This window comes from Pantoea alhagi, assembly GCF_002101395.1.
Classification (GTDB): Bacteria; Pseudomonadota; Gammaproteobacteria; order Enterobacterales; family Enterobacteriaceae; genus Mixta; species Mixta alhagi.
On record NZ_CP019706.1, the window covers coordinates 2,008,354 to 2,032,090 of the forward strand.

General features: G+C 54.0%; 22 protein-coding genes. 14 read left to right on the forward strand and 8 right to left on the reverse strand.

Annotation, left to right across the window (positions count from 1 at the left end; genetic code table 11):
* Positions 1-75: 75 nt before the first annotated feature.
* Both B1H58_RS09420 and B1H58_RS09425 read left to right on the forward strand, forming a co-directional pair.
* Complete coding sequence (locus B1H58_RS09420) at positions 76-501, forward strand: CidA/LrgA family protein (RefSeq protein WP_085069719.1); 426 nt, start codon at positions 76-78, stop codon at positions 499-501.
* Complete coding sequence (locus tag B1H58_RS09425; protein WP_085069721.1) at positions 494-1,195, forward strand: LrgB family protein; 702 nt, start codon at positions 494-496, stop codon at positions 1,193-1,195. The genes B1H58_RS09420 and B1H58_RS09425 overlap by 8 nt, the downstream gene beginning before the upstream one ends.
* 82 nt (positions 1,196-1,277) lie before the next feature.
* Here the strand turns inward: B1H58_RS09425 and actP are convergent, their stop codons facing one another.
* From actP to acs, 3 genes are all read right to left on the reverse strand, one after another.
* Positions 1,278-2,939: a cation/acetate symporter ActP gene (gene actP, locus B1H58_RS09430; protein ID WP_085069723.1), complete on the reverse strand. Its 1,662-nt coding sequence runs from the start codon at positions 2,937-2,939 to the stop codon at positions 1,278-1,280.
* The gene (locus B1H58_RS09435) at positions 2,939-3,247 is read right to left on the reverse strand and encodes a DUF485 domain-containing protein (RefSeq protein ID WP_085069725.1); all 309 of its coding nucleotides are present in this window, start codon (positions 3,245-3,247) and stop codon (positions 2,939-2,941) included. Before B1H58_RS09435 ends, actP begins: the two co-directional genes overlap by 1 nt.
* Before the next feature lie 130 nt (positions 3,248-3,377).
* On the reverse strand, positions 3,378-5,333 hold the full coding sequence (acs, locus tag B1H58_RS09440) for an acetate--CoA ligase (RefSeq protein ID WP_085069727.1): 1,956 nt from the start codon (positions 5,331-5,333) through the stop codon (positions 3,378-3,380).
* A gap of 511 nt (positions 5,334-5,844) precedes the next feature.
* Here acs and gltP point away from each other — a divergent pair.
* The 4 genes from gltP (at position 5,845) to B1H58_RS09460 (ending at position 11,862) form a co-directional block, all read left to right on the forward strand.
* Positions 5,845-7,146: a glutamate/aspartate:proton symporter GltP gene (gltP, locus tag B1H58_RS09445; RefSeq protein ID WP_085069728.1), complete on the forward strand. Its 1,302-nt coding sequence runs from the start codon at positions 5,845-5,847 to the stop codon at positions 7,144-7,146.
* A gap of 161 nt (positions 7,147-7,307) precedes the next feature.
* Positions 7,308-8,225: an N-acetylmuramic acid 6-phosphate etherase gene (murQ, locus tag B1H58_RS09450; protein ID WP_085069730.1), complete on the forward strand. Its 918-nt coding sequence runs from the start codon at positions 7,308-7,310 to the stop codon at positions 8,223-8,225.
* Positions 8,226-8,520: 295 nt separating this feature from the next.
* Positions 8,521-10,065 (forward strand): methyl-accepting chemotaxis protein, encoded by a 1,545-nt coding sequence (locus tag B1H58_RS09455; RefSeq protein WP_085069732.1) that lies wholly within the window; start codon positions 8,521-8,523, stop codon positions 10,063-10,065.
* Between the two features lie 159 nt (positions 10,066-10,224).
* Positions 10,225-11,862: a dihydroxyacetone kinase subunit DhaK gene (locus B1H58_RS09460; RefSeq protein WP_085069734.1), complete on the forward strand. Its 1,638-nt coding sequence runs from the start codon at positions 10,225-10,227 to the stop codon at positions 11,860-11,862.
* Here B1H58_RS09460 and B1H58_RS21160 read toward each other — a convergent pair.
* On the reverse strand, positions 11,855-11,986 hold the full coding sequence (locus B1H58_RS21160) for a hypothetical protein (protein WP_257788822.1): 132 nt from the start codon (positions 11,984-11,986) through the stop codon (positions 11,855-11,857). The two genes, B1H58_RS09460 and B1H58_RS21160, sit on opposite strands and share 8 nt — an antisense overlap.
* 54 nt (positions 11,987-12,040) lie before the next feature.
* Entirely contained in the window at positions 12,041-13,267 is a 1,227-nt protein-coding gene (gene sbmA / locus B1H58_RS09470) for a peptide antibiotic transporter SbmA (protein WP_085069738.1), read from the reverse strand.
* Between the two features lie 312 nt (positions 13,268-13,579).
* Between sbmA and B1H58_RS09475 the strand changes: the two genes are divergently transcribed.
* Genes B1H58_RS09475 through B1H58_RS09485 form a run of 3 tightly spaced genes read left to right on the forward strand, consistent with a single transcriptional unit; the run spans position 13,580 to position 17,441 of the window.
* Positions 13,580-14,320, forward strand: coding sequence for a gluconate 2-dehydrogenase subunit 3 family protein (locus B1H58_RS09475; protein ID WP_085069740.1), 741 nt, complete (start codon positions 13,580-13,582; stop codon positions 14,318-14,320).
* A 2-nt stretch (positions 14,321-14,322) separates the two neighbouring features.
* Positions 14,323-16,104 carry a GMC family oxidoreductase gene (locus B1H58_RS09480; protein ID WP_085069742.1) on the forward strand — a complete coding sequence of 594 codons (1,782 nt, stop codon included), beginning with the start codon at positions 14,323-14,325 and terminating at the stop codon, positions 16,102-16,104.
* 11 nt (positions 16,105-16,115) lie between these two features.
* Positions 16,116-17,441: a c-type cytochrome gene (locus tag B1H58_RS09485; protein ID WP_085072274.1), complete on the forward strand. Its 1,326-nt coding sequence runs from the start codon at positions 16,116-16,118 to the stop codon at positions 17,439-17,441.
* A 70-nt stretch (positions 17,442-17,511) separates the two neighbouring features.
* Here the strand turns inward: B1H58_RS09485 and B1H58_RS09490 are convergent, their stop codons facing one another.
* Together B1H58_RS09490 and B1H58_RS09495 are read right to left on the reverse strand one after the other, a co-directional pair.
* Positions 17,512-17,835, reverse strand: a complete 324-nt coding sequence (locus B1H58_RS09490) for a cupin domain-containing protein (protein WP_085072275.1) — start codon at positions 17,833-17,835, stop codon at positions 17,512-17,514.
* 4 nt (positions 17,836-17,839) lie between these two features.
* Positions 17,840-19,024 carry an oligogalacturonate lyase family protein gene (locus B1H58_RS09495; protein ID WP_085069744.1) on the reverse strand — a complete coding sequence of 395 codons (1,185 nt, stop codon included), beginning with the start codon at positions 19,022-19,024 and terminating at the stop codon, positions 17,840-17,842.
* Between the two features lie 325 nt (positions 19,025-19,349).
* Between B1H58_RS09495 and B1H58_RS09500 the strand changes: the two genes are divergently transcribed.
* Positions 19,350-19,988 (forward strand): RpiB/LacA/LacB family sugar-phosphate isomerase, encoded by a 639-nt coding sequence (locus B1H58_RS09500; protein ID WP_085069746.1) that lies wholly within the window; start codon positions 19,350-19,352, stop codon positions 19,986-19,988.
* A gap of 90 nt (positions 19,989-20,078) precedes the next feature.
* Here B1H58_RS09500 and B1H58_RS09505 read toward each other — a convergent pair whose 3' ends face one another.
* Positions 20,079-20,948: a nucleoside-specific channel-forming protein Tsx gene (locus tag B1H58_RS09505; RefSeq protein WP_085069748.1), complete on the reverse strand. Its 870-nt coding sequence runs from the start codon at positions 20,946-20,948 to the stop codon at positions 20,079-20,081.
* A 445-nt stretch (positions 20,949-21,393) separates the two neighbouring features.
* Here B1H58_RS09505 and B1H58_RS09510 point away from each other — a divergent pair, with 445 nt between their 5' ends.
* The 4 genes from B1H58_RS09510 (at position 21,394) to B1H58_RS09525 (ending at position 23,684) form a co-directional block, all read left to right on the forward strand.
* Entirely contained in the window at positions 21,394-21,975 is a 582-nt protein-coding gene (locus tag B1H58_RS09510) for a TetR family transcriptional regulator (RefSeq protein WP_085069750.1), read from the forward strand.
* A 12-nt stretch (positions 21,976-21,987) separates the two neighbouring features.
* Positions 21,988-22,344 (forward strand): helix-turn-helix domain-containing protein, encoded by a 357-nt coding sequence (locus B1H58_RS09515; RefSeq protein ID WP_237172467.1) that lies wholly within the window; start codon positions 21,988-21,990, stop codon positions 22,342-22,344.
* Positions 22,345-22,671: 327 nt separating this feature from the next.
* Positions 22,672-22,854, forward strand: coding sequence for a con-10 family general stress protein (locus B1H58_RS09520; protein ID WP_085069752.1), 183 nt, complete (start codon positions 22,672-22,674; stop codon positions 22,852-22,854).
* A gap of 323 nt (positions 22,855-23,177) precedes the next feature.
* The gene (locus B1H58_RS09525) at positions 23,178-23,684 is read left to right on the forward strand and encodes a ferritin-like domain-containing protein (RefSeq protein WP_085069754.1); all 507 of its coding nucleotides are present in this window, start codon (positions 23,178-23,180) and stop codon (positions 23,682-23,684) included.
* Positions 23,685-23,737 lie beyond the last annotated feature (53 nt).

Consider the following 23,737-nt stretch of genomic DNA (forward strand, 5'->3'; position numbering starts at 1 on the left):
TTTTAATTCATTTTTTTCACCCTTTGCCAGCGCCGTATACTGACAGCTATCACAGAAACAGGGGAGAAAACCACTATGGCTCTGGCCTTAAGCCCGCAGAAAACGGGATGGTTGCAACGTTTACAGGTGCCTGTACAGGTCGCTATTTATGTCGGCCTGTTTATTTGCGCGCAGCAGCTGGTGAGTTGGCTGCATCTGCCGCTACCCGCCAATATTGTTGGCATGCTGCTGCTGCTGGCGTTACTGGCGTTGCGCATTATGCCGTTGAAATGGGTCAGGGCGGGCGGCAACTGGCTGCTGGCAGAGATGCTGCTGTTCTTTGTCCCGGCGGTGGTCGCGGTGGTCAACTATGGCGATCTGCTAAAAACGGAAGGCTGGCGTATCTGCGTAGTGATTGCGCTAAGCACCCTGATGGTGTTAGCGGCGACGGCGCTGGTGGTGGACAGAGTTTACCGGCTGGAGATCTGGCTGGCGCAACGTAAGCAGGCGCGCCATGAATAATTTTATTATTAGCCTGCTCTGTTTTATCGCCACGCTATGCATCTACTTTCTTAATAAACGACTCTACCGCCGCTGGCGCAAACTGCTGCTGATGCCGCTGGTGCTGACGCCGCTGCTGCTGGTAGGCATGCTGCTGGTGATGCATATCTCCTGGCAAAACTATATCAGCGAGAGCCGCTGGCTGCTGTGGTTACTTGGCCCGGCGACCCTGGCCTTTGCGGTGCCGGTCTATGAAAACCAGAACATTATCCGCCAGCACTGGCTTTCGCTGTCGGTTGGCGTGGTAACCGCCACGCTGGTGGCCGTATGCAGTTCCGTCTGGCTGGCGCGTCTGCTGGCGCTGCCGGAAATTATCCAGCGCAGCCTGGCGATACGCTCCATCACTACCCCTTTTGCGCTGGCGGCGGCAAAGCAGGTAGGCGGACAGCCCGATCTGGTGGCGCTGTTTGTGGTGCTGACCGGCGTATTCGGTATGGCGGTCGGCGACGTACTATTTCTGCGGCTGGCGGTAAAGCAGGGCATGGCCAAAGGTGCAGGTTTTGGTGCCGCATCACACGGTGCCGGTACCGCGCGTGCTTATGAACTGGGGCAGCAGGAAGGCGTGGTCTCCAGCCTGGTCATGATGCTCTCTGGCGTGGTAACGGTGCTCATCGCGCCGCTAATGGGTCAACTGATGTGGGCCGCAGCCCGGTAGCAGACGGGCGTAACGGCGAGGCCGAATAAAAACAGGGCCCGCAGGCCCTGTTGTAAAGGATGATAAAGTTGGAGCGTGACGATCAGTGCGCCTTGCCCTGATCGATACCCAGCCCGGTTTGTGAACGAACAAACTGCGAGTGGAAAAGCTGACGCTCCTGCGCGCCTTGCGCCGAATGGTCGGTGACAGAGAACAGCCAGGTGCCGATAAAGGCCGCCAGCATCGAGAACAGCGCCGGATACTCATACGGGAACACCGGAGATTCATGTCCCATCACCTGAACCCACACGGTAGGGCCGAGGATCATTAATATCACCGCCGTCAGCAGACCCAGCCAGCCGCCCACCATCGCACCGCGCGTGGTTAGCTTCGACCAGTACATCGAAAGCAGGATAATCGGGAAGTTACAGCTGGCGGCGATAGAAAAGGCCAGCCCCACCATAAAGGCGATATTCTGCTTCTCAAACAAAATACCCAGGGCAATAGCCACTACACCCAGCACCAGCACGGTGATTTTCGATACGCGTAGCTCCTCGCGTTCGTTGGCCTGCCCCTTACGCCATACGCTGGCATAAAGATCGTGCGAAACCGCAGAGGCGCCTGCCAGCGTCAGCCCGGCGACCACCGCCAGAATAGTGGCGAACGCCACCGCAGAAATAAAGCCAAGGAAGGTGTTGCCGCCGACCGCATTCGCCAGATGCACTGCTGCCATGTTGTTGCCGCCAATTAGCGCACCGGTGGCGTCTTTAAACATCGGGTTAGCGCCCACCAGCAGGATCGCGCCGAAACCGATAATAAAGGTCAGGAAATAGAAGTAGCCCATAAAACCCGTGGCCCAGAACACGCTTTTACGCGCCTCGCGGGCATCGCTCACGGTAAAGAAGCGCATCAGGATATGTGGCAGCCCGGCGGTACCGAACATCAGTCCCAGCCCCAGCGACAGGGCTGAAATCGGATCGTTTACCAGCCCGCCGGGACGCATAATTGCCTGGCCGTTAGGATGTACCGCCATCGCTTCGGTAAACAGCGTATTGAAGCTGAAACCGACCGTTTTCATCACCATAATTGCCATAAACGACGCGCCGAACAGCAGCAGCACCGCTTTGATAATCTGTACCCAGGTGGTGGCCAGCATGCCGCCGAACAGCACATAGAGCACCATCAGAATGCCCACCAGTACCACGGCAACGTGATAATCCAGGCCAAACAGCAGCTGGATCAGTTTGCCCGCACCCACCATCTGGGCAATCAGGTACAGCGCCACCACCACCAGCGAACCGCAGGCGGAAAGCGTGCGGATCGGTTTCTGCTGTAAGCGGTAAGAGGCCACGTCGGCAAAGGTATAGCGCCCGAGATTACGCAGCCGTTCGGCAATCAGAAACAGAATGATCGGCCAGCCGACCAGGAAGCCCAGCGAGTAGATCAGACCATCATAGCCGGAGGTGTAGACCAGCGCGGAGATGCCCAGAAACGAGGCGGCGGACATAAAGTCGCCGGCGATCGCCAGCCCATTCTGAAAACCGGTAATATTGCCGCCGGCGGTATAGTAGTCGCTGCGCGATCGGGTGCGTTTCGACGCCCACCAGGTGATCCCCAGCGTACCGGCGACAAACACCAGAAACATGATAATCGCCTGGTAGTTCGTTCCCTGTTTTTGCACTGCGCCAGTCAGCGCGTCGGCAGCCAGCAGCGGCAGCGGAAACAGCAGAGCGAGCCCCGCCGTAAAGCGTTTTAGCCCGTTCATTATTTCACCTCATCAAGGATCTGTTTGGTCAGACGATCGAACTCGCCGTTGGCGCGCCAGACATAAACGCCGGTGAGCAGAAAGGAGATCACAATCAGGCCGACGCCGATGGGAATACCGCGCGTGACGTTGGTGCCTTCATGCAGCGGGGTTCCCAGCCAGTCGGGCGCGAAGGCGATAAGCAGAATAAAGCCGACATACAGGATGAGCATGATAATGGTGAGAAGCAGCGCAAAACGCTGGCGCTTTTGCACCAGCAGTTTAAAGCGCGCACTCTTCTCTATTCGGGCATAGATAGCGTCGTTCATTACAGCGTCTCCAGAGGTAAGAAAAGCGCAAAGGATTTTTTATCGTGTTATGACGTCTGTTTTTTCCCGGCGGGCAGAACCCGCCGGGTCGCGTGCTGACTACGCCGGGCGGCCCTGAACCGCCCGCCGATTATGGCATGGTAATCCCCTGTTTTTCCTCGAGCAGTTTTTCCACGACGCCGGGATCGGCAAGCGTTGAGGTATCGCCCAGGTTACTGGTATCGCCCGTGGCGATTTTGCGCAGGATACGTCGCATAATCTTACCGGAGCGGGTTTTTGGCAGTGAATCAGTCCAGTGCAGGATGTCGGGCGTAGCGATAGGCCCAATCTCTTTACGCACCCAGTTGCGAACCTCCGCATAAAGCTCCGGCGTGGGTTCCTCACCGTGGTTCAGCGTGATATAGGCGTAAATCGCCTGTCCTTTAATTGAATGAGGAATACCCACCACGGCCGCTTCGGCGATTTTGGCATGGGATACCAGCGCCGATTCGATTTCAGCGGTGCCCAGACGATGCCCGGAAACATTCAGCACATCATCCACGCGACCGGTTATCCAGTAATAGCCATCTTCATCGCGTCGCGCGCCGTCGCCGCTGAAGTACATATTTTTAAAGGTAGAGAAGTAGGTTTGCTCGAAGCGTTCATGATCGCCGAACAGGGTGCGCGCCTGGCCTGGCCAGGAATCAACGATAACCAGGTTGCCCTCGCAGGCGCCTTCTTGTGAATGACCCTCGTTATCTACCAGCGCAGGCTGAACGCCAAAGAAAGGTCGGGTGGCCGATCCCGGTTTCAGTTCAGTAGCGCCGGGCAGGGGAGCGATCATAAAGCCACCGGTTTCGGTCTGCCACCAGGTATCCACTATCGGACAGCGGCTGTCGCCGATTTTTTTGTAATACCACTCCCAGGCTTCCGGGTTAATAGGTTCCCCCACCGATCCCATGATACGCAGCGAAGCGCGACTGGTACCGGCAATCGCCTTGTCGCCTTCCGCCATCAGGGCGCGGATCGCTGTTGGCGCGGTATAGAGTAGCGTGACCTTATGTTTATCAACCACCTCCGCCATGCGGCTTGGCTGCGGCCAGTTGGGCACGCCTTCAAACATCAGCGTCGTTGCGCCACAGGCCAGCGGACCGTAAAGCAGATAGCTGTGACCCGTGATCCAGCCGACGTCAGCGGTACACCAGTAAACATCGGTCGGATGATAATCAAACACATACTTAAAGGTCGTGGCGGCATAGACCAGATATCCGCCGGTGGTGTGCAGCACGCCTTTCGGCTTGCCGGTAGAGCCGGAGGTGTAAAGGATAAACAGCGGATCTTCAGCGTTCATCTCTTCCGGCTGATGGTGGGCGCAGGCGCTGTTCATCAACTCATGCCACCAGCAGTCACGGCCGTTTTGCCAGTTAATTTCATTACCGGTGCGCTTCATCACTACCACATGATTAATGGTGGTAACGCCCGGATTTTTTAGCGCGTCATCAACATTTCTCTTTAAAGGAATGGTGCGGCCTGCGCGCACACCCTCATCGGCAGTGATCACCAGTTTCGCGCTGGAGTCGATAATACGACCCGCCACCGCCTCTGGCGAAAAGCCACCGAAAATAACTGAATGCACCGCACCGATGCGCGCGCAGGCCAGCATCGCGATCGCCGCTTCGGGCACCATCGGCATATAGATAGCGACGACATCGCCTTTGTTAATGTTCAGTTCTTTAAGAACGTTAGAGAAGCGGCAAACCTCGCGATGTAGATCGCGATAGGTCAGGGTTTTACTTTCACTGGCGTCATCGCCTTCCCAGATAATCGCCGGATGATCGCCACGCTCATGCAGATGCCGGTCAAGGCAGTTGGCGGCCAAATTCAGCGTGCCGTCTTCGTACCAGCGAATACTGATATTTCCGGGGGCAAAAGAGGTATTTTTAATTTTGCTGTAGGGCTTTATCCAGTCCAGAATCTTGCCCTGTTCGGCCCAGAACGCGTCGGGGTCCTGCACCGATTGTTGGTACATTGCCTGGTACTGTTCCGCATTAATCAGGGTGTTTTCCGCAATATTGGCGGGAACGGGATGCTTAATTATTTGGCTCATGGCTGATCTCCTTGAAGTTGTTAATAATATGTCAATCAAAGGTTAATGACAGCGAGGAGCAGCGCTTTGTTTCCTTTTTGCGCGACAGATCACGGGAATAGTAAATGCGATGAAAAATGCAGGGTTTTTATCAGTCTGATGGCAAAACGATAAGGCTTCGCCTTCTGATTAAGTGTAGGTAATGGCGCGCCGAATTGTTGAAAAAAACAGCAAACGGTATCGCTGCGTTAATGCATAGCTATGCTAAAAGTGCAGCCTATATTACTTTTTATAACATAGAGTTAGTGTATCAATAACTTAAAGGCATTTATCCTGCCTTAGCATAATCAGACGAAACAGCGTGTCGGAAAGGTTGCTTTTCGCCCGTTGATAATGGTACTTATCAACGGCCCTTTTCCGGGCGATACCATCAATAACCCTCGATTTTACCGGACTTTGTCCCTTTCTCTTATATGTGTCAGCGTCCGCGCTTCCCAGGCGGGATCAGGGTTTGTTAAGGAAATGAAACACTATGAAAGGTTTTAAAATCAGCCTTGCCTGGCAAATACTGATTGCATTGGTGCTGGGTGTCATCGTTGGTGCGATTTTGCATAACCAGCCTGAGGATCGTGAATGGTTAATCACCAATATCCTCTCGCCCGCCGGTGATATCTTTATTCATCTGATCAAGATGATTGTTGTGCCTATTGTTATCTCTACCTTAGTGGTGGGTATTGCTGGTGTAGGCGACGCAAAGAAGCTTGGACGCATCGGCGTCAAAACGATTGTCTACTTTGAAGTGATTACCACCATTGCCATCGTGGTAGGGATTACCCTGGCGAACGTGTTTCAGCCTGGCACCGGCATTGATATGTCGACGCTGGCAACGGTGGATATCTCTAAATATGAAGCCACTACCGAACAGGTACAGAGTGGAGCGCACAGTCTTGTTGTCACCATTCTGTCACTGATCCCGCAGAATATTTTCGCTGCGATCGCCAAAGGCGATATGCTGCCGATTATCTTCTTCTCGGTGCTGTTTGGTCTGGGGCTTTCATCGCTGCCGTCCGAACATCGCGATCCGCTGGTGAAGGTGTTCCGTTCGGTTTCGGAGACCATGTTCAAAGTCACGCATATGATCATGCGCTATGCGCCGGTTGGCGTATTTGCGCTGATTGCCGTGACCATTGCTAACTTTGGTTTCTCCTCGCTCTGGCCGCTGGCGAAGCTGGTGCTGCTGGTGTATGCCGCTATCCTGTTTTTCGCCTTCGTGGTGCTGGGCACGGTAGCGCGTATGTGTAAGCTGAAAATCACCACGCTGATGCGTATCCTGAAGGATGAGCTGATCCTCTCTTACTCGACTTCCAGCTCGGAAACGGTGCTGCCGCGTATTATGGAGAAGATGGAAGCCTACGGCGCGCCGAAAGCCATTACCAGCTTTGTGGTGCCAACCGGTTACTCCTTCAATCTGGACGGCTCTACTCTGTATCAGAGCATCGCGGCGATTTTTATCGCCCAGCTCTACGGGATTGAGCTTTCGCTGATGGATGAGATTGTGCTGGTGCTGACGCTGATGGTGACTTCAAAAGGCATCGCTGGCGTACCGGGCGTCTCGTTTGTGGTACTGCTGGCGACGCTGGGCAGCGTTGGCATCCCGCTGGAAGGGCTGGCGTTTATCGCTGGTGTCGATCGCATCATGGATATGGCGCGTACCGCGCTGAACGTAGTGGGCAATGCGCTGGCGGTACTGGTTATCGCCAAGTGGGAAGATCAGTTTGATAGCGCCCAGGCGAAAGAATACGAACAGCAGTTGCGGATACAAACCGCACGCTAACACGCTGTTAGCCTCAACGCCGCCCCGGCATCATGCCCGGGCGGCGTTTTTTTTGCCCACAGCAAACCGTTCCGCCGTGCACAGTTTCATTCTGATGGCGAGTTGCTCATTATAGAGCGTCTAAACCGGTTTCCTGCATGAGCGTATACAAGGGAGTTGCAATGAGTCTCGATCTGTCACGTATGATCACCGAAAGCCGCAATCCGGCCAGTGAAAACATTGATGAACTGGCGACGGAGGCGATGCTGCGCGTTATTAATAATGAAGATAAAAAGGTGGCGCTGGCCGTCGAGGCGATCGTGCCGCAGATAGCGCAGGCGGTAGACGCCATCACCGCCGCCTTTCAGCGTGGAGGCCGCCTGATTTATAGCGGCGCGGGTACCTCAGGACGCCTGGGTATTCTGGATGCAAGTGAATGCCCGCCAACCTTTGGTACGCCGCGTGAGCAGGTTATCGGGCTGATTGCAGGTGGACATCAAGCCATTTTACAGGCGGTGGAAAACGCGGAAGATAATGCAGATATGGGCGCGGCGGATTTACAGGCCATTCAGTTTAGCGAACGGGATGTGCTGGTTGGCATTGCCGCCAGCGGGCGTACGCCTTATGTACTGGGTGCGCTGGATTACGCCAAACGTCAGGGGGCCGTTACCGTAGCGCTGACCTGCAACCCTGACAGCGAGATGGCACGTGTGTCGCAGATTGCCTTAACGCCGGTTGTCGGGCCGGAAGTGGTAACCGGCTCATCACGCATGAAGGCCGGGACAGCGCAGAAGCTGGTGCTGAATATGCTGACCACCGGCGCGATGATCCGCAGCGGAAAGGTCTTTGGTAATCTGATGGTGGATGTGGAAGCCACTAATCAGAAGCTGGTACAGCGTCAGATTAATATTGTCCGGCAGGCGACCGACTGTAGCGCTGAAGCGGCGCAGGTGGCACTGGCGGACTGTAACGGCCACTGTAAAACCGCTATCCTGATGGTGCTGGGCCAACTCTCAGCGGCGGAAGCCACCCACCTGCTGGCGCAGAATCAGGGCTTTATTCGTCAGGCGCTAAAACAGGCGCTTGCGCAAAACCTGTAATTTCCTACGGGCAGCTAACGCACAGGGTTTAACAGGTTAGCTGCTTCATCCTGCTTTTTTAGCCCTTTAATCACGCGCCTTCTCTTACCCTAAATAAAATCTTATGGATGAAATTAACCCCACTCTGCGCTGCTTTTTTTCAGCAGGTGCCTGCCGTCATGCCTGAAACGGGGCTGGTATTGGAGCGTAGCGCTTTTTTTTCCGCTAAAGATCCGCCTGCCAGATGCCGAAACTATAAAAAAACATAATCTATTCACTGTATCTGACTTTGTCCCCCGTTCAAGGAATTGATTTCATGCGTAACAACCAGCCCGTCACTCATCAGGAGTTTGCGTTTAGCAATGACGCAACGCTGATGTCCACCACCGACCTTAACAGCCACATAACCTATGCCAACGATGCGTTTATTGATGTTAGCGGCTTTACACCGGAAGAGATCAATGGTCAGCCGCATAACATGGTGCGGCATCCTGATATGCCGCCCGAAGCCTTTGCCGATATGTGGGCCACGCTGAAGCAGGGGCTGCCCTGGTCGGCGCTGGTAAAAAACCGGCGTAAAAACGGCGATCACTATTGGGTACGGGCCAATGCTATTCCGGTGATGCGCAATGATGCTGTGCATGGCTATATGTCGGTGCGTACTAAACCCTCAGCGGCGGAAATAAAGGAGGCGGAAACGCTGTACGGCGATTTTCGTAGCGGAAATCACAAGGGCCGTAAACTGCATCAGGGACTGCTGGTTTACCATGGCTGGCGACGCTGGCGTTCAATATTCAAGACCATGCCGCTGCGTTGGCGCATTCGCTCTGCGCTGCTGGCGCTGCTGCCGTTAACTGTCACTGGCGTCTGGGCGCTGGGCGTGACGGCAGGCGCGCTGGGAATATTCAGTATCGGCATGGCTTTGCTGCTTTTCCTTGCCAGCGTCTGGCTGGAGCAGCAAATTTCCCGTCCCCTTGAGCGGGTCTGTCAGCAGGCGCTCAACGTTGCCACCGGCAACAGCCATAAAGTTGATTTAATGGATCGGGTCGATGAGATCGGCACCACGCTGCGTGCTATCGGTCAGCTTGGTCTGATGTTTCGCTGGCTGGTCGATGATGTGAGTGGGCAGGCGATCAATGTCATGAGCGCCAGCGATGCGATGGCGCGCAGCAATGATGAGCTAAGCCAGCACACCGAACAGGCAGCGGCTAACGTCCAGCAAACCGCCGCCACCATGAACCAGATGACCTCCACGGTAAAAAGCAATAAAGAGAGCGCAGCAGAGGTAAACCAGCTTTCTATTAACACCCGTCAGGCGGCAGAAAAGGGCGGAGAGTCGATGCATGAAATGATAAACACCATGAGCGAAATTGCGGAAAGCGCGAAAAAAATCGCCAGTATTATCAGCGTTATCGACAGCATTGCCTTCCAGACCAATATTCTGGCACTGAATGCGGCAGTTGAGGCGGCGCGTGCTGGTGAACAGGGCAAAGGGTTTGCGGTAGTGGCCGGTGAAGTGCGGAATCTGGCAAGCCGTAGCGCCAAAGCCGCCAGTGAAATCAAAACGCTGGTGGCAGCCAGTGTGAAACGAGTGGAAACCGGCGCCGGGCAGGTCAATCAAACCGGCAGCACCATGCAGGAAATTGTTGCGCGGGTGCAGGATGTTTCAACGCTGATTGGGCAGATTAGCGCCGCCACGGCGGAGCAGGCGACCGCTCTGAGCGAGGTAAGCCAGGCGGTAGAAAATCTGGACGATATTACGCATCAAAACGCCGCGCGTGTTCTGGAAGGGGCTGAAGCATCAGGCCGCATGACGCGCCAGGCCACGCGACTGGTCGAAGCGATCAGCGTTTTTCGCTAACCCTTTCGCCGGGCGATGAGCCCGGCAATTCATGTTTTCCCATAATTAATCTCCGCATGCGCCTGCGTAACTGATATTCGCTATCGAATCTCTGACAGCTTCAACTACAGTTAAGCTTTGCGCCGCTGCGTCTGGGCGAAACAACACAGAGAGGAAACCATGAGTCAGTTTTTCATGAACGAAAAAAGCGAACTGGTGAACGAAGCGATCGAAGGTGCGTTAATCACCTCGCCTTTCCATAACCTGAGCCGGCTTGATGCCGGAGAAGGTATTCGTGTGGTAGTGCGCAGCGACTGGGATAAGCGCAAGGTGGCGCTGATTTCCGGCGGTGGCTCCGGTCATGAGCCTGCGCACGTAGGCTTTGTGGGCAAAGGCATGCTGACCGCCGCCGTATGCGGCGATGTTTTCGCCTCGCCCAGCGTCGATGCTGTGCTTAGCGCGATTATTAATGTTACTGGCGAAGCGGGCTGTTTGCTGATCGTAAAAAACTATACCGGTGACCGCCTGAATTTTGGTCTGGCAGCCGAGAAAGCGCGTGCGCTGTGCTACAAAGTCGAACTGGCTATCGTTAAAGACGACATTGCGCTACCCGACAATCCTCAGCCGCGCGGCCTGGCCGGAACCGTGTTGATTCATAAGCTGGCCGGTTACTACGCTGAACAGGGTGCTTCGCTGGAAGAGGTCACGCAGCGCGCTCAACAGGCTATTGCGGATACTGCCAGCATAGGGCTGGCGTTTGCCACCTGCCATATTCCCGGTGAGCCGCAGGACAATCGCGTAGCGGAAGGGGAAAGCGAACTGGGCATGGGCATTCATGGCGAACCAGGTGTAACAACGCTCAAAACGCAGAACAGTCGTGAAATCGTGCAGATCATGATGGAAAAACTGGCAGAAAAGGTGCCGAACGAGAAACAGGCGCTGCTGCTGATCAACAACCTCGGCGGTTTCTCGATGCTGGAGTCAGGCGTACTGGCGAGGGAGGCGCTACGGTCACCGCTGGCAAACCGGCTGAGTCACCTGATTGGCCCGGCAACGCTGGTCAGCTCGCTGGATATGAAGGGTTTTTCCCTGACCACGCTGTTGCTGGATGAGGAACGGCTGCGCGCGCTGCAGGCGCCGGTAGAAGCCAGCGGCTGGCAGCCGCTGCAACAGGTAGCTACGCCGTCAACAATAAAGGGCGAAGAGATTAAACGTCCGCCGCAGGCACAGCCCTCTGCAAACGCCACCGTACAGCGCGTGGTGGACAACGTGTGTCAAACGCTGGTGGATCTCGAAAGCGAGCTGAATAAGCTGGATGCCAAAGTGGGCGATGGCGACACCGGTTCTACTTTCGCAGCAGGCGCACGTAAGATCCTGCAGGCCAGCCAGCAACAGATATTACCTTTTAATGAACCTGCACGTTTGCTGACGCTGGTGGGTGAACAGCTGGCGGTGGTGATGGGCGGTTCCAGCGGCGTGCTGATGTCGATTATGTTCACTGCCGCCGGACAGCAGCTGGAAGAGGGCAAACCTTTGCCGCAGGCGCTGATGGCCGGGCTGGAGCGTATGAAACATTATGGTGGTGCCCGCATTGGCGATCGCACGTTAATTGATGCGCTGGAACCGGCGTTACAGGCGCTGGTAGAGGGCAAAGGGCTGAGCGAGGCCGCCGCTGCCGCACATCAGGGCGCAGAATCAACGGCCAGCATGAGCGCGGCGAAAGCGGGACGCTCTTCCTATCTGAATCAGGAGAGTTTGAACGGCGTTAAAGACCCGGGCGCATACGCCGTTGAGCGCGTGTTCGCTGCGTTTAATTAACGCTGCGTGGTTCGGTGCGCTCTGCCAGGCGTGCCGCCACTTGAGTAACATACTGGCGCTGCGGCGTGGCCCGTAGCGCCAGTGCCAGATTGATATTTTCCATGTCCTGAGCGTTTTCTGCCATTTCAACGCTGAGCCTGCCATTTTCGTACAGCCAGCGATAGCGCTGAGCACGCAATCACTCCGTGAGTTTTGCCTCTATGGTTTCGCCTTCGATAATGTGCTCGAAGCTACGCAGCCGTTTGTAAATGGACATCAGGGATACCAGCGTCGACCAGGAGGTAATCAGATACTGGAAAGAGGCGCGCACCTGATCGAAAACATTGGTGATTTGCTGCAGCAAACCCAACGTCAGGGTGCCAGCAATAATCGCCGGAAACAGAATGAATACGCCAAAAACATTATCAACCTGCAGATAAAGAATGCGGATAACATTGAAATAAAGGTAATGAAACCACAGGCGAAAATAGTTATAGCGTACCCGGCTAAACAACTCTTTCACCGTGGGTGGGGCGGCACGTTGAGGATCGTCCTCGCCATAAACCAGCTCTTTACGCCAGGCGGCTTCCACTCGTTGATTACGAAATTCCAGACCCGGCAGCTTGATCCCCACCAGTGCCAGCAATACGGTGCCAAACAGCGACCACATTAACGCCGCTACCACCAGTCCCCAGGGCATTGCGCCCAGCAGCGGAACGCTTTTGACATGCTTCGACAGGGTGACCAGCACCGGTAAAAATGCTACCAGCGTCATAATGGCCTGAATCAGGCCCACACCCCAGGATTCCAGCGTGCCGGAAAAGCGCATGGTGTCATCCTGTACGCGCTGTGCGGCCCCCTCAACGTGACGCAGCTGCGACCAGTGTGCCATATAGCGGTTGTTCATCGCGGTGCGCCAGCGGAATACCCAGTGGCTGATAAAAAAAGCATTAAGCACGCCGATGACCACCGCTATCAGCGCAATGCTAAGGAAAGCGCTAATTTGTTGATAAAAAGCCGCAAGCGATACCGATCCCGCCTTGCTCAGAGCGCGCTGAATTAAATCATAAAACGGGCCGTACCAGGCGTTAATCGCCACGCCAACCTGCACATCAAACCAGGTCATAAACAGAATCAGCGCTGAACCCAACACTGACCAGCGCTGCCATGGATGAGGGCTAAAAATAAACCAGCCTGCGGCAAACAGCGCCGTTGTCAGGGCGAAATAGAGATAAAACCACAGCTCACCGGGCTGAACAAAGCGCCAGGCATTATCCGGCAGCGGCTGACTGGCATAAGCGGCGAACGTCGCCAGATGAAATACCAGCTGACTGGCCTCGGTAAACCAGAACACGATCGCTATCAGGCTGAACAGCGTCGCGGTGCTGAAAAACAGCACAGGTCGGGGGAAAAAACAGCTAAACATAAGCACTCCACAGTAAGGATGGCTCTGTTATAGCCTGCGCAATGTTAATCGTCTGTGGAGGGTTGTGACCAGCCGTTACAGAGGGGCTTTTACTGAGCGCGGCAGCGCAAGCGAGATGTCAGCTTAATGTTAAAAAAATTGTGGTGTTTTGTTTTTTGAAGCTAAAGATTTTACAAAATAACTGTTACAATGCGCGCCTTTGTTACCGGTAACAAAGCATTTACTGCCGGAAAAACCCTTCAGTTACTGATAATTAAAATAACGACCAGGATCAACAGTTGCGCCGTTAGCAACGAGCGCTAAGGCAATGTCATGTCGCAAAACAAAACAAGCACTTCAAGGAGAGATTTTCTCCTGAAAACCATCACCCTGGCGCCTGCCGTGGCGATGGGCACCACCGGGATCGCATCACTTGGACTCAGCAACAGCGCGCAGGCTACCGATAGTGCGCCGCTGGCCGGGCCGCAAACCGCTCGTGATTATCAGCCCGTCTGGTTTTCTGCTGAGGAGTTTGCCTTTATTAAGGCGGCGGTCGCCCGGCTAATTCCGGCTGACGAACGGGGCCCCGGCGCGCTGGAAGCTGGCGTTCCAGAATTCATTGATCGACAAATGAACACGCCATATGCCACCGGCAATAACTGGTATATGCAGGGACCGTTCGATCCTGATGCGCCGAAAGAGCTGGGCTATCAGCTGCCGCTGGTACCGCAACAGATTTATCGCCTTGGCATTGCAGAAGCGGACGCCTGGGCGAAACAGCAGCATGGCAAAGCCTTTGCCGCACTGTCGCCAGCGCAGCAGGACGCGCTGCTGAGCGACTTTGAAAGCAACAAGGCCAGCTTTAAACAGCTGCCAGCAAAAATTTTCTTTGCTTATCTTCTGCAAAATACCCGCGAAGGCTTTTTCTGCGATCCGCTGCACGGCGGCAATCAGCACATGGTGGGCTGGAAGCTGATCGGCTTCCCGGGCGCACGCGCTGACTTTATGGACTGGGTGGAGCGCGGCGAGCGTTATCCCTTCCCGGCGGTATCGATTCGTGGAGAAAGAGCATAAGCATGGCAAACCAGATGAAAAAAGTAGACGCGGTGATTGTCGGCTTCGGCTGGGCCGGGTCGATTATGGCGAAAGAACTCACGGAAGCAGGATTGCAGGTCGTGGCGCTGGAACGCGGTCCGCACCGCGATACTTACCCGGATGGCGCTTACCCGCAGGTAATTGATGAACTGACCTATAACGTTCGTAAAAAGCTGTTCCAGGATCTGTCGAAAAGCACCGTGACCATTCGTCACAACCCTTCCCAGACCGCACAGCCCTATCGTCAGCTGGCGGCGTTTTTACCCGGCACCGGCACCGGCGGCGCTGGCCTTCACTGGTCGGGCGTGCATTTCCGCGTCGATCCCATGGAACTGCGGATGCGCAGCCACTATGAAGAGCGTTACGGCAAGAACTTTATTCCGGAAGGGATGACGATTCAGGACTTCGGCGTAAGTTACGACGAACTGGAACCGTTCTTCGATAAGGCGGAAAAAGTGTTTGGTACCTCCGGCTCGGCCTGGAGTATCAAAGGCAAAGTGGTCGGACAGGGCCGTGGTAACCCGTTTGCCCCCGATCGCTCGGACGATTTCCCGCTGCCGCCGCAGAAACGCACTTATTCCGCGCAGCTGTTTGCTAAAGCGGCTGAGTCTGTGGGCTATCACCCTTACGATCTGCCTTCGGCGAATACCTCCGCGCCTTACACCAATCCCTACGGCGCACAGATGGGCCCGTGTAACTTCTGCGGTTACTGTAGCGGCTACGCCTGCTACATGTATTCCAAGGCTTCGCCGAACGTCAACATCTGGCCAGCGCTGCGTCAGGAGCCAAAGTTTGAGCTGCGTGATAATTCGCATGTGTTGCGCGTTAATCTGACTGACGATAAAAAACGTGCCACCGGCGTAACCTATGTCGATGCACAGGGCCGCGAGGTTGAGCAGCCGGCAGATCTGGTGATCCTTTCCGCCTTCCAGTTCCATAACGTGCACCTGATGCTGCTTTCCGGCATCGGTAAGCCGTACAACCCGATCACCAACGAAGGCGTGGTGGGACGTAACTTTGCCTATCAGAACATCTCTACCATCAAAGCGTTCTTCGGCAAGGATGTACATACCAATAACTTTATCGGTGCAGGCGGTGCGGGCGTCGGCGTGGACGATTTCAACGCCGATAACTTTGACCATGGTAAATATGGCTTTGTCGGCGGATCGCCTTTCTGGGTTAACCAGGCGGGCGTGAAGCCGATTTCCGGCTTGCCGGTGCCGCAGGGCACGCCTGGCTGGGGCAGCAAGTGGAAAGCGGCAGTGGCCGATCACTATACGCACCACGTTTCTATGGATGCGCACGGCGCGCATCAGTCTTACCGCACCAACTATCTCGATCTGGACCCGAACTATAAGGATGCCTTTGGTCAGCCGCTGCTGCGCATGACCTTTGACTGGCAGGACAACGACATCAAAATGTCGCAGTTTATGCATGGCAAAATGCGCAAAATTGCCGAGGCGATGAATCCAAAAGAGATCATCGGCGCGCCAAAAGTGCAGGGCACTCATTTCGATACCACGGTTTATCAGACCACGCATATGAACGGCGGCGCCATCATGGGCGAAGATCCGCAAACCAGCGCGGTGAACCGCTATCTGCAAAGCTGGGATGTGCCGAACGTTTTTGTGCCGGGCGCGTCCGCTTTCCCGCAGGGGCTGGGCTATAACCCAACCGGCATGGTCGCCGCGCTGACTTACTGGTCAGCCAGGGCGATTCGTGAACAGTATCTGAAAAACCCCGGACCGCTGGTGCAGGCATAAGGATGATGGCGATGAAAAAGGTATTACTGGCGCTGTGCCTGATGACGGCGGCTGCTGGCGCAATGGCGGCTGATAACCAGGGCGGGGATTTGATCAAACGCGGCGAGTATCTGGCGCGCGCAGGCGACTGTGTCGCCTGTCACACCAGCAAAGATGGCAAACCCTTTGCGGGTGGCCTGCCGATGGAAACGCCGATCGGCACCATTTATTCCACCAATATCACGCCCGATAAGGAAAGCGGTATCGGCAGCTACAGCTATGACGATTTCCAGAAAGCGGTACGTCACGGCATCGCGAAAAATGGCGATACGCTCTACCCGGCCATGCCTTATCCCTCCTACGCGGTGGTAAGCGATGAGGATATGCAGGCGCTGTACGCTTACTTTATGCATGGCGTGGCGCCGGTGGTGCAGCAGAATAAAGAGAGCGATATTCCCTGGCCGCTGTCTATGCGCTGGCCGCTCTCTGTGTGGCGTACGCTTTTCGCGCCGGACGTGAAGGCGTTCCAGCCGAAATCGGGCGAAGATCGGGAACTGGCGCGCGGACGTTATCTGGTGGAGGGGCTGGGGCACTGCGGCGCCTGCCACACGCCGCGCAGCATTACCATGCAGGAGAAAGCGCTGAGCGATGAGAAAGGCAGCGATTACCTTGCCGGCAGCAACGCGCCGATTGATGGCTGGACCGCCAGCAACCTGCGTGGCGATAACCGTGACGGCCTGGGGCGCTGGAGTGAGGACGATCTGGTGCAATTCCTGCGCACCGGTCGCAATGACGATACGGCGGCCTTCGGTGGCATGACGGAAGTGGTAGAGCATAGCCTGCAGTATCTGAGCGACGAAGATATCAGGGCGATAGCGCGCTATCTGAAATCGTTAGGCGCGAAAGATCCTTCGCAAACCGGCTTCCAGCCGGATGACGCGGTGGCACAGGCGCTGTGGAAAGGCGACGACAGCAAAGCGGGCGCGGCGGAATATGTTGATAGCTGTGCCGCCTGTCACCGTACCGATGGCCGTGGCTATAAGCGTTTCTTCCCGGCGCTGCGCGGCAATCCGGTGGTGCTGGCGGACGATCCGACCTCGCTGATCCACATCGTACTGACCGGCAGCACCTTGCCGGGCGTACAGGGTGCACCAAGTACGGTAGTGATGCCGGGCTTTGGCTGGCGTCTGAACGATCGGCAGGTGGCCGACGTGGTGAACTTTATTCGCACCAGCTGGGGCAACCAGGCCGCGAAGCCGGTCACCGCACAGGATGTGGCCGACGTACGGAAAACGTCATTTGTTTCCGGGCAGCAGGGCAATATTGATATTGAAAAACTGCCGCAGGCTGAACATTAAGCCTGAGCAGTAATCGCACGGCGGCGCATCTTTAACCGGATCCGCCGCCGTTATTTTTTGCAGCGCGTGATTACGAAAGGAAATCTTCCCGCTGTGGCGTAAAGGTATCCAGCAGCACGCCCGGCTCCAGGCAGACGCAGCCATGCACCACATCCGGCTTTTTATAGAGCGTATCGCCAGCGCTGACCTCATGAGTTTCGCCATCAATGGTAAACGCGAAGCGGCCTGACAGCACGTAGGTGAGCTGCTCATGCGGGTGATGATGCAGCGGGCCAACCGCATCTTTTTCAAATGTCACTTCCACCGCCATCATGCCGCCGCCATGCGCCAGGATGCGCCGCGTCACGCCATTGCCCAGATCTTCAATCTGAGTCTGCTCTCTGAAAATAAACATACCGTTATCCATTATCTGCGGGTTGATCGAAAAAATCGTCGCGGATGGCAGCCAGGTAAAGCGCGGGCTGCCCTTCATAATCAGAGGTAAACAGCACCTGACGATTGTCCGGGGTGAACGATGGATGCGGGTGGGTCACCTGACGATCGCCGTCCAGCACGCGCCACGAACTGTTATGCGCTGCCAGCGCACGATGGCGGCGCGTTTCCACATCAAACAGCCACAGCATCGGATCGTTTTCAATGGTGTAGCCTTTGGTATCCTGCACATCCACCGGTGTACCTGAACCGTCTCCTACCAGCAGCGTGCCGTTGTGATTACTCATCAAATGCGAGCAGGCGGGCATGGTCATTAAAACTTCATTATGCTGCGTTACCGGATCGTAGCGGCAGATCTCACGATCGGGACGATCTTTATGATAGGAGACATAGATCAGCGCTGATCCATCGGGCACCCAAAACTCATGGGTACAGCTTTCGCCAGGCGCATGAGCTTTTACCTTGCGCATGTTGTCGCCATCCTCGTCAATCAGCCACATACGGGCATCAACCCGATCGTGCGGCCCTTCATGGCAAAAGGCGACGGTATGGTCATCGTAAGGACGATAGATAGGATGGCCCAGCCACAGACGCTGCTCCAGAATGGTTTCCGCTTCACCGGTGCGTAAATCGACGCGCAGCAGGCGGCAGTGCGGATTTTTTTCAAAAAAGGTTTTAAACACCTGCCAGTCGCTGAGCGGTTCCCAGTCTTTGCGATCGATTTCAATGCCAACCAGGCTGGTACAATCGCTATTGGCAACCCAGGTGCCATAGCCTACCCACGCCTGTGGCACGGTGTAAATGGTGACCTCTTGATAGGTGTCCAGATCGACACGGCATAGCTGGCGCTCGTTTTTAACGTAGAAAAGATAGCGATCGTCGGGCGAGAGAAAGCCGCCAAAGGTATTATCGCCAGCACCTTCCGTGAGCTGAGTGGCCTGCTGCTGCTTTAAATCAAGCAGGTAGTAGTTGCGATGACCATCAAACTCACCGGCAAACAGCAGCTTGCTGCCGTCATTGAAAAAGCACTTCTGGTAGAAATAGTTGCGGTGGCATAACACCTCTGGCGGCGTTAAGCGCACCATTTCCGCACCGGTCTTCTCATCCTGAAAACGATAGAAGGGCAGATGTAGCCGACTCCCCTTTGCCATAGCTTTTTCCTCCCGCCAGGGGTTAATAGAAAATGAAACGCTGTTTCACATTCGTGAGAGCATACCCGGTTCGTGGCGGTTGCCGAGCGCAGCCTGAAGAAAATGTAAGAAAGATCACACAATTTTTCTGGCGGCAGCTAAATGCGCGTGGGTTCGCAAAAGTAAGTGAAAAAGGGACCTGAACCCAGGAATGTGAAAACCGTCACAGCAAAAAGTTAAAGCGATCTTTATAAGGAACAGCTAATATTAAATTATGAAACACTGTTTCATAATTATGAATACATACCACCGGCAGATAACCAGCCAGGTAATAAGAGGATAAACGATGAAAATTGCTCTGATGATGGAGAACAGCCAGGCGGCGAAAAACGCCGTGGTGCTAAAAGAACTGCAGCAGGTTGCTAACGGTCTGGATTACCCGGTATTTAACGTGGGCATGAGCGATGAGCAGGATCATCATCTGACCTATATTCACCTGGGTATTATGGCCAGCATTCTGCTGAACTCAAAAGCTGTGGATTTTGTTATCGCTGGTTGTGGTACTGGCCAGGGAGCACTGATGTCGCTGAATATTCATCCAGGCGTCGCCTGTGGTTACTGTATCGATCCGGCGGATGCCTATCTGTTTGCCCAGATTAATAACGGTAACGCGCTGGCGCTGCCTTTCGCCAAGGGTTTCGGCTGGGGTGCGGAACTTAACCTGCGCTTTATCTTTGAAAAAGCCTTTAGCGGCGAAAAAGGCCAGGGCTATCCGCCGGAGCGTAAAGAGCCACAGGTGCGCAACGCCGGTATCCTTAATCAGGTCAAAGCGGCAGTGGTGAAAGATAACTACCTTGATACGCTGCGCGCGATCGATCCTGAACTGGTGAAAACAGCGGTCAGCGGTCAGCGTTTCCAGCAGTGTTTCTTTGAGAACTGCCAGGATAAAGAGATTGAAAACTTTGTCCGTGAAATGCTGGGCTAAGTAAGCAAAAAGCCAGCCTCCGTAAAGATGGCTGGCTTTTTTGTCTTTCAGGCGACAGGGCCAGAGATTCAACTCCGGCCCTGCTTGCTATCAGAAGTTATAACCCACGACCAGATAGTAGCCCCAGCCGGTAGATTTCACTTCAAACGGACCGTCGCCAAAGTTCAGATTGGCACCATCCGCCCACTGACCGCCGTTATGGAAGTAACGCGCCACCACCGAGTAGTGCCAGTGATCGTAGCCCAGCGCCAGAATATGGCTGGAGGCGATAGAGTTGCTGGCGCGGGAAGCGCCCGGCGTTTTATCAGCCAGATCGGAGCCCCAGTCAAAGTTGGTAAAGCCGATATAGCTCAGGTTGCCGCCCCACAGCGTGGTGATCGGCAGGAAGTATTTCACCTTGAAGCGGTAGCCGTCCCAGCTGTTTTCATTCGCCGCACCATAGTTTTCCCACTGATATTTGGCGTAGACGTTAAGCGACAGGCCCAGTTTGGTATGGGTATCGATATCCGTTCCCAGACCCATATACCAGGTGTTCTGACGGTTATTGCTGTCCCGGCCCATGTCGTAAACGTAGTTATTGGCAAAATACCACTCTTTGAAAGGACCGAAGCTCAGGTCGGTGCCGGTCAGCTTATCAATAGAAAAGCGTGGTTCAATTTCCAGGAACAGCGGCGAACCGTTGTCCCAAATGCCTTGCTGATAGCTGTTTGCCGCGCCGAAGAAATTAGGAATATCCAGGTAGCCATAAAAATCAAACCAGTCTTTATGGGCAAAGGCTTCATATTCCAGATAGACGTCGTTATTCAGATGCGGCCCAAAGCGGGTGTGATTGCTGCCCACTACGTTAACGCTCTGATGCCACCAGTCAGAAACATAGGTTGCATCGCTGGTTTGCGCCTGAGAAGTGACGCTGTATGACGCTGCCAACAGCGCGCCTGCCATCAACATTTTATTTTTCATTGGTTACCACATGCTTAATGGCCTCTCTGCTGAGTCAGAGAAGGCCGCGAATCAGTGCCCATTGCTGGACGGAAAGGTGTTGTTATATGCCACTCCGGGGAAGACGTACGGGTACGTCGCGGCAGCCCGCATAGGTTGCCTGTATCCTGCGGATAGAAAATAGATATTGCTCACGTTTGTCAAAGTTTGTTTCATTTTGGTTCAGCTGTTTTGTGATGCAGATCACGAACAAACGTTGTATGTTTAAAAATTCCGTCATACAGAGCGTTTTCAATAGTAAGCAATCGCTTTCGTATGGCACGCAAACGATTAGCTGTAATGTGGTTGTTGTAAGAGATATGTAAGGATATGTCATATTGTTTTGAACGCATGTTCAGGAAAATTATTGAACGTGTGTTCAAAAAGATGCACACTGGCCGCCAGCTAAACATTGCAGGACAAAGGAATGGGATATTTAAAAGCGGACGTGCGGGCAGAACTGTTACTGAATGCCGCCATAAAAGTGATGAAAAGCGAAGGATACGCTGCGGTTACCGCACGCAAAGTTGCGCAAGCGAGCGGGGCAGCTGTAGGGCATATCAACCGTCATTTCGCTTCGTTGAGTCAGCTAAAGTGTCAGGCATTCCTGGCCATTGTGCATGAGAAATCCACGGAGCATAAAGCAGCTAGCGAAGCATCAAGTGGTATCGACGCCGTACTCGCGCTACTGGGTGCCTGTAATAAAAAAACGCGCGATATAGAAATCTGGCGTGAAGTGTCGGTACTGGCGCATCAGGATCGCGCACTGCACGAAATCTTTGTCTATGCGCTAAACCTGTGGCACAGCATGCTCAGCAATGTCATCGAACATAACCATTTGCGTTGCCATGATACGTCATCTGCTACCGCCTGGCGTTTGATTGCGCTGGTTCTGGGACAGGATTTACTGGCTATGCACAACGTCATTGATGGTGATGAAGAGGTGCTACGCTGCAATTTGCTTCACCTTATTCGGCTGGAATTGCAGCCAGATGCGTCCGCACGGTAAAGGGAGAGAAACATGAGCGTAAGCGCGGCAAGTGAAAAGATGTTCACCTATGGCGTTATTCGTGAACTGATGCGCTGGATTGAGAGCAATCCCCATCGACGCATTACCGTAGATGACTGCGCTGAAAAAACGGGCTATTCAAAATGGTATCTTCAGCGTTACTTTCATGCGGTAACCGGGAAAACGCTGGCAGCGTTCTGCCGCGAAAAGCGCCTGGTCGCCTCAGCTCGCATGCTGGTAGAGGCGAATGTCACCATTGAATATGTCGCGGTACAGCATGGTTTTTCTTCACATGATACTTTTCACAAAACCTTTGTTCGTCACTACGGCATGACGCCTGGCGAGTTCCGTCAAAAGTGCCGCGAATAACTCAGGTCAGTAGAGACTGGCCTGCACGAAAATTACGTTCCGGTTTACTTATCTTCCATAAGACTACAGCAGAGCAGGTTCTTATTACCGCTTCGCCTGTTTACGTCTCACGTTTATTTAATATTTGCATCCGATTGTAATTAAATCTTTCAAATCCGACGATTCACAGGGCCGTTCTTTTTCTTTTCAACCATTTATTACCGCTGCGCTTACCATTTGCGTTCCGCAATGTGTTGACTAAATTTATAACCGTAGTCACGAATATTCTTTTCCATTACCCGGGTAGTGGATAAGAATATTATTTATGAAATAACGAGGAGGAATATTATGACTGAACATCGTGGCAATCCTGGTAATTTCGCAGAAGATCGTGAGAAAGCATCAGAAGCCGGTAAAAAAGGCGGTCAGCATAGCGGCGGTAATTTCAAAAATGACCGTGAAAAAGCTTCCGAAGCCGGTAAAAAAGGCGGCCAAAACAGCCATGGCGGTGGTCGTCCCTCTGGCAGCTAACCGGTTATCTGGCTGATCCCATCATTTTCAACCCCCGACACGTTTTCTATAACTGTCGGGGGTTTCTCATTTTCCGATCTTTATTTATAGCACTAATCTGAATATCGCCAGTTTCTGCTTTATAGCGCATTAACAAAAACATAACGCAAATTTTTTTTGCGTTAGGGTTGTTAATTGCTGTTTCGCTGCCTACGCTTTTTAAGTATGGATTTTAAGGTTCTCCGAACTTTTATCGGTGAACAATATGAAAGAGATAATTCTGACGTTACGTTTATTGTTTACGTTGGGCTTATTTTCTGACTCACTTATCATGAGGTGAAAGTATGACTTATCAGGAAAACTATCTCAGCTGGTTGCGTGACGCGCATGCAATGGAAAAACAAGCAGAAGAAATGCTGGAAAAAATGACTTCGCGCCTGGAGCATTATCCCGATCTTAAAGCACGTCTTCAGCAACATATCGAAGAAACACGTCAGCAGCAGCAAATGCTGCAACAGGTTATCGATCGCCAGGATACCTCTAACTCCACCATGAAAGACATGATGGGGAAAGTGGCGGCGATGGGCCAGGCGGTAGGCGGCATGTTCGCCTCTGATGAAGTTGTGAAAGGCGCAATCAGCGGCTACGTCTTCGAACAGTTTGAAATTGCCTGCTACACCTCACTGATTGCCGCCGCTGAACTGGCTGGCGATAGCGAAGGTGCACGCGTATTTGAGCAAATCCGCGAGCAGGAAAAAGCAATGGCTGACTGGGCACTGAACCATCTGCCTGATGTTACCGAGCAGTTTATGGTGCGTTCTGCACAGCCAGATACCGAAGCAAAAAAATAATATCAAAGCCAGCAATGGCATTTCACTGCATCGAGGTTGCCAGCGTTGGCAAC